This is a genomic window from Rhodovulum euryhalinum, from assembly GCF_004342445.1.
Classification (GTDB): domain Bacteria; phylum Pseudomonadota; class Alphaproteobacteria; order Rhodobacterales; family Rhodobacteraceae; genus Rhodovulum; species Rhodovulum euryhalinum.
The window spans coordinates 65,473-81,444 of the sequence record NZ_SLWW01000008.1 but is presented as its reverse complement, the minus strand read 5'-3'; the positions used below and the strand labels follow the sequence as shown (position 1 = coordinate 81,444).

Genomic DNA, 15,972 nt, shown 5'->3' with positions numbered 1-15,972 from the left:
TACGCCCCTTGAGGCCCAGATGCGCGAGCGTGCCCGCGCGCTGGCCGAATCCGGGGGCGTCGCCCAGGCGCTGGCCGCCGGCCGCCTGCCCGCGCAGGCCACGCTGACGCTGTCCGAGGGGCTGGTGCTGGGCCTGTTGCGGCAGGGGGTGCGCACCTTCTTCGCGATCTTCGGCCATGGCTCGACCGATCTGGGCAACGTGCTGCGCGTCTATGCCGAGGAGGGGCAGGTCAGCGTGATCCACTGCCGCAACGAGGTCGAGATGGCACATGCCGCCACGGCGCACGCCTGGGTCTACGGCGAAACCCCCGCCGTGGTCACGTCGATCGGGCCGGGCGCGCTGCAGGCGATGGCGGGCTCGCTCGCGGCCGCCTCGAACGGCATCGGCGTCTACCACATCTACGGCGACGAGACGACCCGGGGCGAGGGCTACAACATGCAGCAGGTGCCCAAGCCCGAACAGGGCATGTTCGGCCGGATCACCGCGCTGATGGGCCAGTCCTACACGCTCCACACGCCCGAAGCCTTGCGCGAATGCCTGCGCCGCGGCACCGCCTGCACCCATCACCCCTACAAGGCCGGGCCGTTCTACATCCTTCTGCCGATCAACACCCAGCCGCAGCAGGCCGAACTGAACCTCGCCACGCTGCCTGGCCGGCTGGACGTGCCGCGCATGGCCCCCGCGGGCGGCAGCGGCGTGTTCGAGCGGGCAGGGGAGCTGCTGGCGAAAGCCGAACGCCCCGTGATCAAGGCCGGTGGCGGCACCCGCGGCGCGCCCGGGGCGATCCGGCGGCTGGCCGAACACCTGGGCGCGGCGGTGGTCCTGTCGCCCGGCTCCACCGGCGTGTTGCCCGACGCGCATCCGCAGAACATGCATGTGGGCGGCTCCAAGGGCTCGATCAGCGGCAATTTCGCGATGGAAGAGGCCGACCTGGTGATCTTCGCGGGCTCCCGCGGCGTCTGCCAGGCCGATTGCTCGGGCGTGGGCTATCCGAACGCGCGCGCTGTCATCAACATCAACGGCGATCTGGACGATGTCAGCCACTACGCCAACACCATCTGCCTGCCCGGCGACGTGGGCGCGGTGGCCGAGCGCCTGATCGCCGCCACCGAACGGGCCGAGCGGCCCGAGTGGCTCGCCGCCTGCGCCGCCAAGAAAGCCGAATGGACCGCCTTCAAGCAAAGCCGCCTCTCGGCGCCGCCCTTGCACGACGCGACCTTCGGGCGCGACTGCCTCACCCAGCCCGCCGCCATCGGCGCGGTCGCCCGTTTCGCCAAGGCCCACGATGCCATCAAGTTCTTCGACGCGGGCGACGTGCAGGCCAACGGCTTCCAGATCGTTGAGGATGACGCGCCGGGCGAAACCTTCACCGAAACCGGCGCCTCCTATATGGGTTTCGCGGTCTCGGCGCTGATGGGCGCGGCGGGCGCGCGCGACCCGAAATACGCCATCGCCTTCACCGGCGACGGGTCGTTCATGATGAACCCGCAGGTGCTGATCGACGCGGTGGAACATGGGGTGCGCGGCATGATCGCGCTCTTCGACAACCGCCGGATGGCCGCGATCACCGGCCTGCAATACGCGCAATACGGCGTGGAATTCGCCACGAACGACAGCGTCGCCGTCGACTACGTCAAGATGGCCGCCGCGGTCGCGGGGGTGAAGGCGCTTTACGGCGGCCATTCACTCAAGGACCTCGAGGCGGCGCTGCAACAGGCCCACGCCCATGACGGGCTCTCGCTGGTCCATATCCCCGTCTACAACGGGCGCGATCCGATTTCGGAAATGGGCGCCTATGGCAGCTGGAATGTCGGCAACTGGGTCGACGACGTCCAGTCGCGCTACCTGCAACAGAACATCTGAGGGACACATGTATCACGATCTGGACCTGTTCATCGGCGGCGACTGGCGCGCGGCCAGCGACGGGGCGACCCGTGGCGTCCACGACCCCGCGACCGAGGAGCAGCTTGGCACCATCGCGGTGGCGACCGAGGCCGATATCGACGCGGCCCTTGCCGCCGCCAGGGCGGGCTTTGCCCAGTGGCGCCAGACCGGGACGTGGGAGCGCGGCGCGATACTGCGCCGCGCGGCGGACCTGATCCGCGCCCGCGTGGACGAGATCGCCACGCTGATGTCGCTGGAAACCGGCAAGCCGCTGGCCGAGGCGCGGGGCGAGACAGGCGCCGCCGCCGACCAGTTCGAATGGTATGCCGAGGAGACCAAGCGCATCTACGGCCAGATCATCGAGGCGCGCACGCCCGATGCCCGCATGGCCGTGATCCATCAACCCGTGGGCGTGGTCGCCGCCTTCAGCGCCTGGAACTTCCCCGCGCTGCTCCCGGCGCGCAAGATCGCCGCCGCCCTCGGCGCGGGCTGTTCGATCATCGTGAAACCCGCGGGCGAGGCCCCCGCCTCCTGCGCCGCCCTCATCCGCGCCTGCCACGATGCGGGCGTGCCCGCGGGGGCGGTCAACTTCCTGACCGGCAATTCCGGCCTGATCGCCGAGCGCCTGATCGCCTCGCCCATCGTGCGCAAGGTGTCGGTCACGGGGTCGGTCCCCGTCGGCAAGGAGATCCTGCGGCTGGCCGCTGACGGCGTCAAACGCGTGTCGATGGAACTGGGCGGCCACGGCCCGGTGCTGATCTTCGACGATGTCGACCCCGAGAAAGTCGCCGAGACCTGCGCCGCCACCAAGTTCCGCAATTGCGGCCAGGTCTGCATCTCGCCCACCCGGTTCTACGTCCACGACTCCCTTTACGACCGGTTCTCCAAGCGCTTCGCCGAGGTGGCGAACGGGCTGAAGCTGGGTCGCGGCCTCGACGAGGGCGTGCAGATGGGCCCGATGGCGAATGCCCGCGGCCTCTCGACCATCCAGGACCTCGTGGCCGACGCGGTGGACCGGGGCGCGGAAATCCTCGCCGGCGGCCGCCGCCCCGAGGGCATCAACCGCGGCTTCTTCTTTGCGCCCACGGTGCTGGGCCACGTCCCCGACGACGCCCGCGTGATGCGCGAGGAACCCTTCGGCCCCATCGCCCCCATCACCCCCTTCCGCACCTATGACGAGGTGATGGAACGGGCGAACTCGCTGCCCTTCGGGCTGGCGGGCTACGTCTTCTCGAATGACCTGACCACGGCGACGAAAGCCTACGAAGACCTCGAATGCGGCATGATCGGCGTGAACGAGATGCTGCTCGCCACCGCCGAAGCCCCCTTCGGCGGCATCAAGGAAAGCGGGATGGGCCGCGAGGGCGGGTCGCTGGGCCTCCACGATTATCTCGATCCGAAATACGTCAAGATGAAGCTCGCGCGGTAAGGGTTTAAAATGAGTGACGAAACCACGGACCGGGGCCTTGCCCGCGGTCTCACGAATTACGGCGACCGCGATTTCTCGGTCTACCTGCGCAACTCCTTCGCAGCCTCGATGGGCTACTCCCGCGAGGTGCTGAAGAAACCCATCGTCGGCATCGCCAACAGCGCGTCGGGTTTCAACAACTGCCACCGGCATTTCCCCGAGTTGATCGAGGCCGTCAAACGCGGCGTCCTGCTGGGTGGCGGGCTGCCCATCGAGTTTCCCACCATCTCGCTGGGCGAGGTGTTCCTGAACCCCACCAGCCTGAAATTCCGCAACCTCATGGCCATGGACACCGAGGAGATGATCCGCGCCCAGCCGATGGATGCCGTCGTGCTGGTGGGCGGCTGTGACAAAACGGTGCCCGCCCAGCTGATGGGTGCGGCCTCGGCCGACCTGCCGGCGGTGCAACTGGTCGCCGGGCCGATGATGACCTCGCGCTATGGCACTGAACGGCTGGGCGCCTGCACCGATTGCCGCCGCTTCTGGGGCAAGTATCGCGCGGGCGAGATTTCCACCGCGGAAATCAACGAGATCGAGGGGCGGCTGGCCACCACCGCGGGCACCTGCGCGGTTATGGGCACGGCGTCGACCATGGCCTGCATCGCCGAGACGCTGGGCATGGCGCTGCCCGGAACCGCGGCGATCCCGGCGGTCCATGCCGACCGCCTGCGCGCGGCCGAGGCCTCGGGGCTGGCCGCCGCAAGGATGATCGATCATCCGATCCGGCCCAGCCAGGTCATCACCGGGAAATCGGTCGAGAACGCGCTGCGGGTGCTGCTGGCGCTGGGCGGGTCCACCAACGCGGTCATCCACCTGACCGCGGTCGCCGGACGGCTTGGGATCGACATTCCGCTCGCCCGCCTCAATGAACTTTCCGACGAAACCCCGGTGCTGGTGAACCTCAAACCGGTGGGCAACCACTACATGGAGGATTTCTTCTTCGCGGGCGGGGTAGGGGCCGTGCTGCGCGAACTGAAACCCTTGCTGCATCTCGACACGCTGACCGTCACCGGCGAAACGCTGGGGGACCGGCTGGAAACCGATCCCGGCTTTGTCGACCGCAACGTGATCGCCTCGGCCGAAGCGCCGCTGGAACCTCAGGGCGGCCTCGTCGCGCTGTTCGGCAACCTCGCGCCGCGGGGCGCGATCCTGAAACGCTCGGCCGCCGACAAAAGCCTGTTCGAGCACGAGGGCAGGGCGGTGGTCTTTTCCTCGCTCGAAGACCTCGCCGCGCGCATCGACGACCCCGATCTCGACATCACCGCCGACGACATCATGGTGCTGCAGAACGCCGGGCCGAAAAGCGCCTCCGGCATGCCCGAGGCGGGCTATCTGCCGATCCCGAAGAAGCTGTCGTCGAAGGGGCTCAAGGACATGATCCGCATTTCGGACGCGCGGATGTCGGGCACCGCCTTCGGCACCATCGTCCTGCATGTCGCCCCCGAGGCCGCGATCGGCGGGCCGCTGGCGCTGGTGCGCACGGGCGACCGGATCCGCCTGTCGGTGGCAGGGAAGCGGATCGACCTGCTGGTGGACGACGCGGAACTCGACCGCCGCCGCGCGGACTGGAGCCCCGGCATCGTGCCGCCCGAGGCGCGGCGGGGCTATGACCGGCTCTATGCCGAGCACGTGCTTCAGGCCGACGAGGGCTGCGACTTCGCCTTTCTCAAGCCCGTCAGCGGCAGCGCCTGACCTCCGTCCCCGGTGGTGCCGCCACGGGAACGGATTGTGACGGAATTGCGGCGTTGTTCCGTGGGTGCCGTTTGCGTATGATGACAGACGGGGGATGCGGACTGCCATTCCGCATCTGCACGGGGGACGTTTTCTCCCGATGATGCCGCGATGCTTTTGCTGGCCGGGTATCCCACTTTGGGGGGTTGGGATTCGATGGGCGAGAGGACGGGTGCGGGGTCATCGCCGTCGGTTTCCGGCGTTTGCGGCGATGATCGCGCGAGGATAGTCGAACTCCTGAACTCCGAGGCGTGGGAGAAGCGCCTTGATGAGGCGCGTCGCCAGCGCGAGAAGGCCCTTGCCGCGAAGGCCGCCCAGGCAAAGCCTGCGCAGCTGTGTTCCGAGGTTCACACCGCGCCTGCCACGCCGGGGCAGGGGGCTGCGCGCGTCGTCGCCGCGCTGCGGGCGCTGCGCGAGGCTGAGGCCGGCGCGGTAGAGCGCGGCGTCGGTCTTGACGCGCCGTTCCGTCAGGTGCCGCCCGCCCCGCCACCCATGGCCGAGCCGAATCGCCCCGTGCCGCATGCCGCCGATGTGCCGCGGCGGGCTGCTGCTTCCGCGCCGCAGCCCGCGTTCGGGCAGCCGCCCGCCATGGCCGCGCCGGTCGGCCCCGGTCCTGCGCTCGCCGTGCCGATGGCACCCCGGCTCGAGACCGCGCTTGCCCGGGCGCGCGCCGGCCAGCGCGACGCCGCAGCCCCCGCGCGCGACCGAAGCCGGTGGACGGTGCTCGTTGCAGGTGCGTTCGGGATGGGGCTGGCCGTCGGTATCGGGGCGATGCAACTGCCGGCTCTGCTGGAGCGTGCGGGCGCGACGCTGGCCAAGGCGCCCGCGCCTGCCGCTCCGGCATCGGTACCGGCACCCGTCGCCATGGCCGAGCCCCCGCGGACCGCGGCTCCCGGGGCGCCACCGCCCGCGCCGCCTCTTGCCGAGGGGCCCGCCGCCTCCGCGCCGGTGGTGGCAATGCGGATCGCCGCCCCTATGGTACCCGCCACCGAGACACCCGTCGAAACCACCGCGTTTGCCGAGCGCGGTGTTGTCGGTCTGCCGGTGCTGCTGCGGCTCCGCACCGAAACGGCCGGATCGGGTCTTTTGCCCGTGGCGCCTGGCCCGCCGGAACGGCCTGCGGTCCTGACCGACGCCGACGCGCTGACCGGGCCGGCCGCCGAACCGGCCCCAGCCCCCGTCTTGGCCGCAGCTCCGGCCGGGCTTCCCGGCTTTCCGGCGCCCGGTCGGCGGCCCGTCGTAACGGCACCTGACGAGGCCGCGCCACAGCCGCCGGCCCGGCCTGTCCCGGTGCTTGCGGCCAGGCTCGTCCCGCTGGCCAGTCCCGAGGCCGAGCCCGCGCCGCGGCATTTGCTTGCCGTGCTCGGTACCCCCGCTTTCCCGTCTCCCGCCCCGCAGCCGGCCCTGCCCGAGCCGGGTCCGGCCGGTTTCGCGCCGCCTGTGCCGCAGCCGATTGCCGCGGTCTGGTCGAAAGCCGATCCCGGAGCGGTTCCCGCCGCGACCGCTTCCGGGCGCGCGCTGCCACGGGTCGAGGCGCCGGGCGTCTCGTTCGCCGTTCCGCGCGCGCCGCACGGTCGGCTCGACATCGGCAGGCCACCCGACCCGCAGCCCGCCGCGGCGCCGCCACCGCCGCGCCCGCCCGTGCCCGATGTTCTTGTCAGTGTTTATGCGCCAAGCGCCCTTGCAGAGGACACGCTTGGCGCGCTGACCGAGACGCTGACCGGGGTCGGCTACCGGCTGGCCGATCCCGCGCGGGTGCAGGTCAGGCTGGCCGAGACGGATGTGCGGTACTTCCACCGCGGTGATGCCGCGGCAGCCGAGACGCTGGCCGCGGAGATTGGTGCGGTGGTGCGCGACTTCACCGATTTGGCGCGCAAGCCGCTGCCGGGGCGGCTCGAGCTTTGGCTTGCGGGCCCGTCCCGGGCGCCGGCCCAGGTGGCAAAGCCCGTTGCCATCCGCCGCAGCGCACAGCCCACCGACGCCCAGATCGCCGCGCGGCTGAAGACCCGGCTGATCCGCAAGCTCAGACAGGCGGCTGGCCCATGACCAAGGGACGGGATATCAGGGAACGGCCCCGGGGGGCAGGCCGCGGCAACCAGAAGGGTGCGAGGAACGGGCATGCCCGATAGAAGACTGATCGCCATCGTGACGGGGCTCATGCTGATCGTCGGATCGCTCGCGGCGCGGGCGGCCGAACCGACGCTTGATCAGCTGCGCGTCATTGATGCGCTTCTGACGCGCAACGACACGCGCGGGCTGCTTGCGTTTCTCGAGCAGAACCCCGACCTGCTGCTGGGCGAGGACGAGCTGTCGGCGGAACTGCGGAGATTTGCCACGACCGTGTCCGGCGGGCGGCTGAGGGTCGATTTCGTGGCTGCTCCGCCCCTTGAACAGAGGGACGGCGTGGTGTCCCGCGGGGCCGCGTTCCCCGGGATCTACTGACCCCGATGGCTGCACCCGGAACGCCCCGCCAGCCGCGCGCGCCGCACCTTGCCTATGTGATCGACCCGCGTTTCTCGGGCGGCACATCGGCGGCGGTGGCGGCAGAGTTGCGCGTTGCCGCGCGGCTGGCGCGGGTCACGGTCCATGCCCGCAGTTCGGCGATGCTCGGACCCGAGCGGCAGGTGGCGCCGCCGCTCCGCGAGGTGCTGGACGATCTGGGCCTGCCGCTGGAATGGAACGCGGCCGAAATCAGCGCCGATCTTGTCCTCCTGCACAACCCGGTCTTCCTCAAGGCGCAGCCTTCCTTCGGCGGCCGGATCGTCGCGCGCCACCTTGTCGTCGTCGCGCACGAGAATTTCCTGCGGCCGGGCGGGGCCGAGGGGTTCGACGTGGCTGCCTGCCTCGACCGGATCGACCGCGCCTCGCTTGCGCTCAGCAAGTCGATCGCGCCGGTGTCGGCGCATAACCGCGCCACGGTGACCGACTGGTTGGCCTCCCGGCCCGGGCGCCCGTGCTGGAAGGTGCTGGAGGCGGACTGGTTCAACATCTGCGAGATGCCGCGCACTGCGCCAGCCGTCCTGCCGCGCGACCGTCGCGGACGACATTCCCGCCCCAGTTTCGAGAAATTTCCACCGCTTGCCGATCTCGACCGTTGCTTTCCGCCGCATGCCGAGGCCAACGTGATCCTCGGGGCGGACATGCTGCTTGCGGCCGAAGTGCTGCGGCCGCACTGGACGCTTTTGCCGTTCCGCGCGATCGGGGTCGAGGCGTTTTTCGGGATGATTGATTTCCTTGTGTATTTCACGGCGCCGACATGGCGCGAAAGCTTTGGCCGGGTGATTGCCGAGGCGCTGGCCGCGGGCAAGGTCGTGCTGACCGACCCCGAGACCGGCGCCGCATTTGGCCCGGGCGTGGTGGCCTGCACGCCTGCCGAGGTGGACGGGGCCATCGCGCGGCTGGTGGCCGATCCGGCGGCCTACGCGGCGCAGGCGGCGCGCGGTCAGGCGGCGCTCGACCGGTATTCCGAGACGGCTTTTTCCGCCCGGTTCGAGGCGCTCATATCGGGTGAACTTCAGGGCAGGGCGGCATGATCCTTGTCGAGGCGGGCAGCCGCAGCCAGCGGTCCTTTGACGCGCAACTGATCCTTGCCGCGCAGCTTGCCGCGCGCGGCCACCGGGTGGCGATCGATGCGGGCGGGTTGCCCGGTGACCTGGACCGCGGCCGCACCTACGAGGCCGCGCCCTTCCTTGTCGATCCCGGGGATCTGTCGGTCGAGGCCGTCTTCCTGCTCGGGGCCGAGGATCTCGAGGACCGGGTGCTCGCCGCGCTGCGCGAGCGGTCGCTGGGTCCCGATGTGCCGGTGGTCGCCACCGGGCGGTTCGCCGACCACCAGGGCTATCTGGGCGCGCGTGCGAGGATTGCCTACGCGCTTGGCCGCGAGCCCAGGGTCATCGACCTGTCCGAGATTCAGCCCCGTCCCCTGATCGCCCGCGCAAAGACGCCCCTGCTGGCTGAACGTGCCGCCCGGCCGCGCCCGATCGGCCGGGTGCCGGTCCTGACCGTGGCGCTGGGGGCGAACGTGCTCAAGGGGGCGAATGTGCTGCCGCTGCTTGCCCAGATGAGCCAGCGCGCGGCCTTCGGCCTGCGGCTGATCGTCAATGCCGAGCAACGGGACCGGATCCGGGGCTCGCGCCACCACGACCTGCCGGTGGTCACGTTCACCGAACTTTCGCCGGTCACGCAGGCTGCGGGCACCGATGTCTTCGCGGTCTTCGGGCAGGGCGTCCCGGGCGAGCGGATGGCCGCGCTGGCGGTCTGCCTGATGGCGTCGGGCGGCGTGGTGATCGACTGCACCGAGGACCGGGCCTTCCTCGGTCAGGGTGCGCCGGTGCTGCGGGGGCCGCAGGATCTGGCTGCGCTTGACCCCTACCTGACCGACACGGTGTTCGTGAACCTCGCCCAGATCGGCGCGCAGGTCGTCAACTCGCCCTGGGTCACCGCCGCCGATATCGTGCGGCTCGAGACGGCGGCGGGGCTTGTCCCGTCCAGCCCGGCGGCCGCGCCCGCCGCGGTCCCCGCGCGCCGCACGCTGTTCCTGCCCACGAACGGGGTGGGGCTTGGCCATGCGCAACGCTGCGCGGTGATCGCCGATGCGATGCCCAGGGACATTCATCCGGTTTTTGCCGCCTTCCCGTCCTGCGTGCCGATGATCCAGCGGCGCGGCTATGACTGCCTGCCGCTGGTGCAGAAAAGCGAGGCCCATCCCGAGTCCTACGCCAATGACGTGCTGAGCTATCTCCGCCTGTCGCGCACGCTGGGCCGCGGCGACCGGCTGGTGTTCGATGGCGGCTATGTCTTCGATTCGATCTTCCGCACGGTGCAGGAACGCAGCCTGTCGGCGATCTGGATTCGCCGCGGACTGTGGCCGCAAGGGCAGTCGAGCGACGCCGCGCTGGACCGGGAGCGGATCTTCGACAAGGTGATCGTGCCCTCCGAGGCGTTCCCGGAACTGAACGACATCTACAGCTTCAGCCCGCGCGTGCATTACGTGGGGCCGATCGTCCGTCAGGCCGCTGCCGATCCCGGGGCGACCGTCAGCCTGCGCGCACGCCTCGCCGAACGGTTTGCCCGGCCGTTCGAGCGGTTGGTGATCTCGATGCTCGGGGGTGGGGTCGCGTCGGACCGGACCGCGCAGTTGCAGGCGATCGCGGGGATGGTGGCCAGCCGGGTCCTGCACCTCGTCGTGGTCTGGCCCGGCGCGAACGTGTCGGCGGGGCTTTACGCCTGGCCCAATACCCGCGTGGTGCAAACCTTCGAGGCGCTGTCGCTTTGCCTTGCCGCAGACCTGGTGATCTCGGCCGCGGGCTACAACTCGGTCCACGAGATCCTCTATCATCGCATCCCCGCGGTGCTGCTGCCGCAAAGCGCGCCCTATCTCGACGATCAGGCCCGCCGCGCCGCGGCGCTGGCCGAACGCGGCCTGTGCGAGACCATCGCCGAAACCGAACTCTTGCGGCTGGAACGGGTGCTGGCCGATTTCCTCGACGGCGATGCGGCCGCTCGGTTCCGCACGGCGCTTGCCGCGGTCGACTTGCCCGCGCCCGGGGCGGCCGAGGCCGCGCGGCTGATCCTGAGCACCGGGGAGGATGGATGATGGATCCGGCATGGAGCGCCGTTCTGGGCCGGATCACGACCGCCCGGCCCGATGATCTGGATGCGCTGATCCGCGACGGTGCGGCGGGCCCCGCCCACGGCCGGATGCTGCCGGCGGGCGGCGCGGTGCCTCCCTCGGCCGCGCTCTGGCGGCGGGCCGAAGGTGACGCGACGTTGTCGCGGATCGGCGTGCGCATCGCCGAGCCGCTGGCGGATCCGGCCCGGGCGGCGCTGCGCCTTTCGGCTGCGGCGATCGAACGGCGGGTGATCCCGGTGATCCTGTCGCGGCTCGACCAGTCGGGGTTCGAACGGTTCGGCTTTCGGGTCGAACGCGTGCCGGCGGGCGACGAAGCCGCCGCGCGGGCGGTCGAGGCCGAACTGACGCGGTTCTGGGACCTCGCGATCATCGTCGATGGCCGTGATATCGGCCTGCTGGGCTAGGGACGGTCCGGTGCGGCGCCCGCGCGATCCCCGTTCCGCCGCGACCGGATGACCCTTGACGGAGGATCGCTGAAGATGGACGTCCCGCCCCGGGTCGCCGAAACCGCCGCCGCACTTGCCCTGCGCATCGAGGCACTGCCCCCCGCGGACCGGCGCCGCCTGATCGCCATCGCGGGTCCGCCCGGGGCGGGGAAATCGACGCTGGCCGAGGCGGTGACGGCGGCGCTTGTCGCCCGCGGCCATGGCGCGGCGCTGTTGCCGATGGACGGCTTTCACCTCGACAATCGGCTGCTGGAACCGCGCGGGCTCTTGCCGCGCAAGGGTGCACCCGAGAGTTTTGATTTCGACGGGTTCGCGGCGACGCTGGCCCGCGTCCGGACCGAGCCCCGGGTGATCCTGCCGGTCTTCGACCGCGCCCGCGACATCGCCATCGCCGGGGCGGCCGAGATCGGACCCGGCACAAGGCTGGTGGTCGTCGAGGGAAACTATCTCTGCCTCGACGAGGACCCGTGGCGGCGCCTTGGCCCTCTCTGGGACCATTCCGTGTTCCTCGATGTGCCGATGCCAGAGCTTGAACGCCGTCTGGTGCAGCGTTGGCGTAACCATGGGCTTGACCCGGCGGCGGCGCGCGCGCGGGCGCTGGGCAATGACATTCCCAACGCCCGGCGGGTGGTCGAGCGGCGCGGGCCGGTCGGACAGGTCATCGGTGACCGGGGCGGACAGGCGGGGGCTGAAGGCGGCTGACCGCCGGGGAACCTTCGGGTTCCGCCTTGGCTGTTGCGCTGTCCCCCTGCGGCGCACTGGCGCGACACACCGCGTCTTCCGGAAAACCGGCACCCGCCGCCCCGCGCGGGCCATTCGCTTTGCGGCGTCAGCGCAACCCTTCGCGGGCGATCAGCGTGGCGAGGTCGCGTACCGCCTGCCCGCGCGCCGCCGCAATCGCGGCGGGGCCGGCACCGGACGCGATCGGGATCGCGAGGGCAAAGCTGCCCGACCGCCCGCGCCCGCCGTGTTCGGGCGCCACGAAATACTGGCCCGCCAGCCGGAACCGCCCGTCCGCCTCGGCCAGCATGTCCGAGACGCGCAGTTCGAGCGTGGCCTGGGCGCGGTCGAAGAAAGGCCAGGGCTCGGCGGCGACGGTCGCGCCGGTCATCTGGCCCAGATAGCGCGCGAGATCGCCGGTGATCGCGCGCGTCGGATCGTCTGCCCACAGCACGTCCGGCGAGGAGGTCAGCGCCCCATCCAGGCCGCGGAAATGGATCTCGCCCGAGGCGGCATAGGCGGGCAGCGCCACCTCGCGCAGCGCCACCGTGCGATAGGCCGAGGGCAGGCGCGGCCCGGCCACCGGCGCCTCGGGCACGGTATAGAGCGCGGGGCTGCCGGAACAGCCGGCCAGAAGCGCGGCGAGAAGCGCGGCGGGGAAAAGGCGGGCGTGGGTCATGGCTAGCGTCCGAACAGGATCGAGTTGGGGTTGCGTTCCAGCGTCCGGGCAAGGTCGCTGACGGCCTTGGCCGCGCGCTCCACCTCGCGGATCGCGGGGCCGAGGTCGCGGCCCACGCCGCGCGCGGCGTCATAGCCGCGGATCGTCGCGGCGGCCTCGTCCAGCACGGCTTGGGCGCGGGCCAGCACGCCCGGCAGATCCTGCGCGGCGGCCGAGATGTCGTCGGCGGCGGCGCGGGCCGAGGCCAGCGTGGCGTTGGCGTTCTCGACCACGCCGCCTTCGCGCAGTTCGGCCAGCACGGCGCGCAGTTCCGCCAGCGCGGCGGACAGATCGGCGGGCAGGGCGCGGGCCGCGTCGGTGTCGATCAGCCGGTCGGCGGCATCCATCAGCGCCGAGAGCCGGTTGGCCAGTTCGTCCAGCGGCACGGTTTCCGCGTTGGCTGCGATGGCGGTCAGTCGCGCGACCAGCTCGGGCACGCCCTCGACCGAGCTTTCCACGGTGCCCGCCGCCGCCGCCGCCGCGTCGATCGCGGCGCTCAGCCGCCCGGCCGCGTCGCTTTCGTTCAGCCGGCCGACAAGGGTTTCCAGTTCGCCCACCGTGGCCGACAGCCGCGCGGGCAAGCCTTGCGTTTCCTCGGCACCGACGATGCCCCGGGCCTCGCCCAGCAGCGCCCGAACCTCGCCGGGCACCGCGCGGATGTCGTCGCTGCCGGTCAGCCGCGCGATGTTGTCGAGCGCGGCGATGGCGCTGTCCATCACCTGTTCGATCGGCAGGGCGTTGATGCGGTTGTAAAGTCCTTCGGCGGTGGCGGCGACATCGGCGATCCGGGCCGGGGCGGTGGGGATCAGCGGGTTCGGCGCGGCGGATCGGTCGAGCGTGGCGGCGGGAGCATCGGCGATCTCGACCAGTTCCACCTTGAGCCCGCCGGTCAGGATCGAGGCGGTGACGAGCCGCGCACGCAGCCCCTCGGCGACCCGCCCCGCGAGGTAGTCGAGCGCTGCCCCGGCCGCGGCCGCCTCGCCCAGCCCGAGTTGCCCGGGCCGGATCGCCAGCGTCACCGCCAGCCGCACACGATCGTCGCCGAACCGCGCGGAATCGACGATGCCCGACAGCGCGGCGACCCGGCCAACCCGGATGCCGCCCAGATCGACCGGCGCGTCCACCGCCAGCCCGGCCACGTTCTCGTCAAAGATCGCGGTCAGCGTCAGCGCCTCGCCCGCCTCGGCGCCGAACACGCTGGCCCTTGCTGCGCCCTCGTCGGGATAGACGGTGAACAGCGCCTCGGGCACGACCTGCGTGCCGCCCGAGACCTCGGTCCGGAAGGTGATCCCGCCCGAAACCAGCGAGGCGATGGAATCGAAATCGAGCCGCGCGCCGCCCGGGCCCAGGGTGAAGCGGAACCCGGACGTGTCCCAGAACCGGGTGGAGGAGGAGATCAGCCGGTCATGGGGGGCAAAGACGATGGCCTCGGCCTCGACCGTGGCGCCATCGGCCGAGACCTCGGCCCGGCCGATCCGTCCGACCTCGATGCCGCGATAGACGATGGGCGCGTTCTCGGTGAACGTGGCCGTTCCCGCCGCGCGCAGCCGCAACCGCAGCCCCGCGCGGCCCTCGCGGTTCAACGGCGGCTCGGTCGCGGCGGCGTGGCGGGCGACAAAGCCTTCGGCCGTGTCGTCCCAGATGCCTTCGATGAAGGTGCCCGACAGCACGGTTTCCAGTCCGCGCACGCCCTGTGGCGTCACCTCGGGGCGAACCGCCCAGAACTGTGCGTCGTCGTCCACATATTCGGCCACGTCGCGGTCCAGCCGCACGCCCACCAGCACCCGGTCGAGCCCCTCGGTGAAGGCCACGCTTTCGACCAGCCCCACGGTCACGTCGCGGAAGCGCAGTTCGGTTTCCCCCGCGCGGATTCCCGAGGCGGTCTGGAAGGTCAGTTCCAGCAGCGGGCCGCGTTCGGCATAGCTGTTCCACGCCACCCCCAGCGCGATGGCCAGCGCCGCGGCCGGGATCACCCAGACGATGGACAGCCGCTGGAGCAGGCTGCGGCGGGCGGGTTCGACCGGGGTTTCGGGCGGCAGGTCGGTCATGCGGGGCGGCCCCCGGGCAGGGGCGGCGCCAGCGGCGCGGGTTCGGCATCCCAGATCAGCCGGCTGTCGAAGCCTTGCGCGGACAGCATGGTGAAGATCACCGACAGTGCGAAGAACAGGCTGGCCGGTCCCGGGCTGACCTGGGCCACGGCGCCCAATTGTACCAGCGAGGCCAGGATCGCCACCACGAAGACGTCGATCATCGACCAGCGGCCAATATACTCGACCACCTCGTAAAGTTGCTGGCGCCGCGCCTGCGGCAGTGCGCTGCCGTGGCGCACGCCCAGCGCAAGGCTTGCGATGGCGAGGAACTTGCCGACGGGGATCGCCACCGAGGCGGTCAGGATGACCAGCGCGATGCCCCAGTTGCCGTGGCGGGCCAGCTCGACCGCGCCGCCGACGATGGTGCTGTGCTGGGTCGAGACCAGCGTACGGGTTTCCAGCATCGGCCAGAGATTGGCGGGGACATAGGCCATCAGCCCGACCGCCCAGAATGCCCAGACCCGTTGCAGCGCCTTCGGCTCGCGCGAATGAAGGCGCTGGCCGCAGCGGGCACAGCGGCCGGTGCCCGCGGGCCAGACACGGGTGCAGCGGGTGCACGCCACCAGCCCCATCTCGCGCGCGGTTCTCAGCGCTCCAGCGACTTCCATACCGAATACCTGCACATGAAGCCGTCCTGGATCACCACCAGCACGACGAGGGCGGCGAACATCCAGAAGGCGGGGCCGAAATGGACCTGCGCCAGATCGGCGATCTTGACCAGTGCGACGGCGCAGCCGATGGCAAAGATCTCGGCCATCGACCAAGGGCGCAGCGCCTCGGACAGGCGGAACGCGGCGGCGGCCCGGGGCGCGGGCGGGCGGTTCGCGACGATGGGGGCCAGCACGTAGATCACCAGCAGCGCGCGCAGCACCGGGATGAACACGATCAGCGCCGCGACCGCCAGCGCAAGGATCGCGGCCGGTCCGGCCGAGGCAAAGGCCAGCGCCGCGTCCAGCACCGAACTGGCATGCGCCCGCCCGCCCGCCTCGATGGCGAGGAAGGGGGCAAGCGTGGCGGCCACCACCAGCACGACCACGGCCAGCGCGACGGCGATGATCTGCTCGCCCGCGCGGCGGCGGGGCGCGATCAGCACCGCGTCGCAGCGCATGCAGACCGCGCGTTCGCCCGGCGCGGGCTGCACCGCGCGATAGACCGCGTCGCAGCGCGGACAGGCGATCAGCCCGGCAAGCTGGGCCGCGGACAGCCCGGGGCGGGGCGGGGCGGGGGCGTGCGATGTCTGGGTCGGCGTCATGGCCCCAGCATAGGGACCGGCGCCGCGCAT

General features: G+C 71.2%; 13 protein-coding genes. 9 read left to right on the top strand and 4 right to left on the bottom strand.

The genetic code is table 11. The annotated features are described in order from the left end of the window. Positions 1 to 19: 19 nt before the first annotated feature. From EV655_RS10975 to EV655_RS10935, 9 genes are all read left to right on the top strand, one after another. Complete coding sequence (locus EV655_RS10975) at positions 20 to 1,864, top strand: thiamine pyrophosphate-binding protein (protein WP_132544759.1); 1,845 nt, start codon at positions 20 to 22, stop codon at positions 1,862 to 1,864. 7 nt (positions 1,865 to 1,871) lie between these two features. After that, positions 1,872 to 3,314 (top strand): NAD-dependent succinate-semialdehyde dehydrogenase, encoded by a 1,443-nt coding sequence (locus tag EV655_RS10970; RefSeq protein ID WP_132544757.1) that lies wholly within the window; start codon positions 1,872 to 1,874, stop codon positions 3,312 to 3,314. Between the two features lie 9 nt (positions 3,315 to 3,323). After that, positions 3,324 to 5,045 (top strand): IlvD/Edd family dehydratase, encoded by a 1,722-nt coding sequence (locus tag EV655_RS10965; protein WP_132544755.1) that lies wholly within the window; start codon positions 3,324 to 3,326, stop codon positions 5,043 to 5,045. Positions 5,046 to 5,195: 150 nt separating this feature from the next. Beyond that, positions 5,196 to 7,130 (top strand): hypothetical protein, encoded by a 1,935-nt coding sequence (locus tag EV655_RS10960; protein WP_165905327.1) that lies wholly within the window; start codon positions 5,196 to 5,198, stop codon positions 7,128 to 7,130. 72 nt (positions 7,131 to 7,202) lie between these two features. Then, positions 7,203 to 7,526: a hypothetical protein gene (locus EV655_RS10955; RefSeq protein ID WP_132544751.1), complete on the top strand. Its 324-nt coding sequence runs from the start codon at positions 7,203 to 7,205 to the stop codon at positions 7,524 to 7,526. A gap of 5 nt (positions 7,527 to 7,531) precedes the next feature. Beyond that, positions 7,532 to 8,617 (top strand): glycosyltransferase family protein, encoded by a 1,086-nt coding sequence (locus EV655_RS10950; protein WP_132544749.1) that lies wholly within the window; start codon positions 7,532 to 7,534, stop codon positions 8,615 to 8,617. Further along, positions 8,614 to 10,680 (top strand): glycosyltransferase, encoded by a 2,067-nt coding sequence (locus tag EV655_RS10945; RefSeq protein WP_132544747.1) that lies wholly within the window; start codon positions 8,614 to 8,616, stop codon positions 10,678 to 10,680. Before EV655_RS10950 ends, EV655_RS10945 begins: the two co-directional genes overlap by 4 nt. After that, on the top strand, positions 10,680 to 11,120 hold the full coding sequence (locus EV655_RS10940; RefSeq protein ID WP_165905326.1) for a hypothetical protein: 441 nt from the start codon (positions 10,680 to 10,682) through the stop codon (positions 11,118 to 11,120). Before EV655_RS10945 ends, EV655_RS10940 begins: the two co-directional genes overlap by 1 nt. A 75-nt stretch (positions 11,121 to 11,195) precedes the next feature. Further along, positions 11,196 to 11,864 carry a nucleoside triphosphate hydrolase gene (locus EV655_RS10935; RefSeq protein ID WP_132544743.1) on the top strand — a complete coding sequence of 223 codons (669 nt, stop codon included), beginning with the start codon at positions 11,196 to 11,198 and terminating at the stop codon, positions 11,862 to 11,864. 127 nt (positions 11,865 to 11,991) lie between these two features. Here EV655_RS10935 and EV655_RS10930 read toward each other — a convergent pair whose 3' ends face one another. Genes EV655_RS10930 through EV655_RS10915 form a run of 4 tightly spaced genes read right to left on the bottom strand, consistent with a single transcriptional unit; the run spans position 11,992 to position 15,942 of the window. Beyond that, complete coding sequence (locus EV655_RS10930; RefSeq protein WP_132544741.1) at positions 11,992 to 12,561, bottom strand: PqiC family protein; 570 nt, start codon at positions 12,559 to 12,561, stop codon at positions 11,992 to 11,994. A gap of 2 nt (positions 12,562 to 12,563) precedes the next feature. Further along, positions 12,564 to 14,648, bottom strand: coding sequence for an MlaD family protein (locus tag EV655_RS10925; RefSeq protein ID WP_132544739.1), 2,085 nt, complete (start codon positions 14,646 to 14,648; stop codon positions 12,564 to 12,566). Next, positions 14,645 to 15,298 carry a paraquat-inducible protein A gene (locus tag EV655_RS10920; RefSeq protein ID WP_243645055.1) on the bottom strand — a complete coding sequence of 218 codons (654 nt, stop codon included), beginning with the start codon at positions 15,296 to 15,298 and terminating at the stop codon, positions 14,645 to 14,647. Before EV655_RS10920 ends, EV655_RS10925 begins: the two co-directional genes overlap by 4 nt. After that, positions 15,277 to 15,942 (bottom strand): paraquat-inducible protein A, encoded by a 666-nt coding sequence (locus tag EV655_RS10915; RefSeq protein WP_132544738.1) that lies wholly within the window; start codon positions 15,940 to 15,942, stop codon positions 15,277 to 15,279. The genes EV655_RS10920 and EV655_RS10915 overlap by 22 nt, the downstream gene beginning before the upstream one ends. Positions 15,943 to 15,972 lie beyond the last annotated feature (30 nt).

What these genes read in the sequence shown, in the direction of transcription:
- EV655_RS10925 (WP_132544739.1), bottom strand. Translation starts at nt 14,648, where the DNA reads ATGACCGACCTGCCGCCCGAAACCCCGGTCGAACCCGCCCGCCGCAGC.
- EV655_RS10945 (WP_132544747.1), top strand. Translation starts at nt 8,614, where the DNA reads ATGATCCTTGTCGAGGCGGGCAGCCGCAGCCAGCGGTCCTTTGACGCG.
- EV655_RS10965 (WP_132544755.1), top strand. Translation starts at nt 3,324, where the DNA reads ATGAGTGACGAAACCACGGACCGGGGCCTTGCCCGCGGTCTCACGAAT.
- EV655_RS10960 (WP_165905327.1), top strand. Translation starts at nt 5,196, where the DNA reads ATGCTTTTGCTGGCCGGGTATCCCACTTTGGGGGGTTGGGATTCGATG.
- EV655_RS10920 (WP_243645055.1), bottom strand. Translation starts at nt 15,298, where the DNA reads ATGGAAGTCGCTGGAGCGCTGAGAACCGCGCGCGAGATGGGGCTGGTG.
- EV655_RS10975 (WP_132544759.1), top strand. Translation starts at nt 20, where the DNA reads ATGCGCGAGCGTGCCCGCGCGCTGGCCGAATCCGGGGGCGTCGCCCAG.
- EV655_RS10915 (WP_132544738.1), bottom strand. Translation starts at nt 15,942, where the DNA reads ATGACGCCGACCCAGACATCGCACGCCCCCGCCCCGCCCCGCCCCGGG.
- EV655_RS10935 (WP_132544743.1), top strand. Translation starts at nt 11,196, where the DNA reads ATGGACGTCCCGCCCCGGGTCGCCGAAACCGCCGCCGCACTTGCCCTG.
- EV655_RS10950 (WP_132544749.1), top strand. Translation starts at nt 7,532, where the DNA reads ATGGCTGCACCCGGAACGCCCCGCCAGCCGCGCGCGCCGCACCTTGCC.
- EV655_RS10940 (WP_165905326.1), top strand. Translation starts at nt 10,680, where the DNA reads ATGGATCCGGCATGGAGCGCCGTTCTGGGCCGGATCACGACCGCCCGG.
- EV655_RS10955 (WP_132544751.1), top strand. Translation starts at nt 7,203, where the DNA reads ATGCCCGATAGAAGACTGATCGCCATCGTGACGGGGCTCATGCTGATC.
- EV655_RS10930 (WP_132544741.1), bottom strand. Translation starts at nt 12,561, where the DNA reads ATGACCCACGCCCGCCTTTTCCCCGCCGCGCTTCTCGCCGCGCTTCTG.
- EV655_RS10970 (WP_132544757.1), top strand. Translation starts at nt 1,872, where the DNA reads ATGTATCACGATCTGGACCTGTTCATCGGCGGCGACTGGCGCGCGGCC.